The sequence below is a fragment of the Virgibacillus sp. 7505 genome (assembly GCF_002272135.1).
Lineage (GTDB): Bacteria > Bacillota > Bacilli > Bacillales > Amphibacillaceae > Terribacillus.
In genome coordinates, this window is the sequence record NZ_NPBF01000447.1 from 1 (window position 1) to 214 (window position 214).

The window sequence follows — 214 nt, forward strand, 5'->3', positions numbered from 1 at the left end:
AAAGGAGCCGATATCTCGATGTTGCCAGAAATCGAGGAAAACGGCGGGCGCTATTATGCAGATGGAGAACAAATTGATCCACTCGTGTTGTTAAAGGAAAAGGGCGTAAATGCTGTCCGTATCCGCATTTGGGTAGATCCTTACGATGAAAACGGCAACCCGTATGGCGGCGGGACTGTTGATGGACAGCGCGCCGTTGATCTTGCAAAGCGCG

General features: G+C 50.9%; 1 protein-coding gene. It reads left to right on the forward strand.

What is annotated here, in order from left to right; all coding sequences use genetic code 11:
• Positions 1–18: 18 nt before the first annotated feature.
• The coding region (locus CHH91_RS19725; protein WP_286160873.1) for a glycosyl hydrolase 53 family protein at positions 19–214 on the forward strand (196 nt) is incomplete at its 3' end.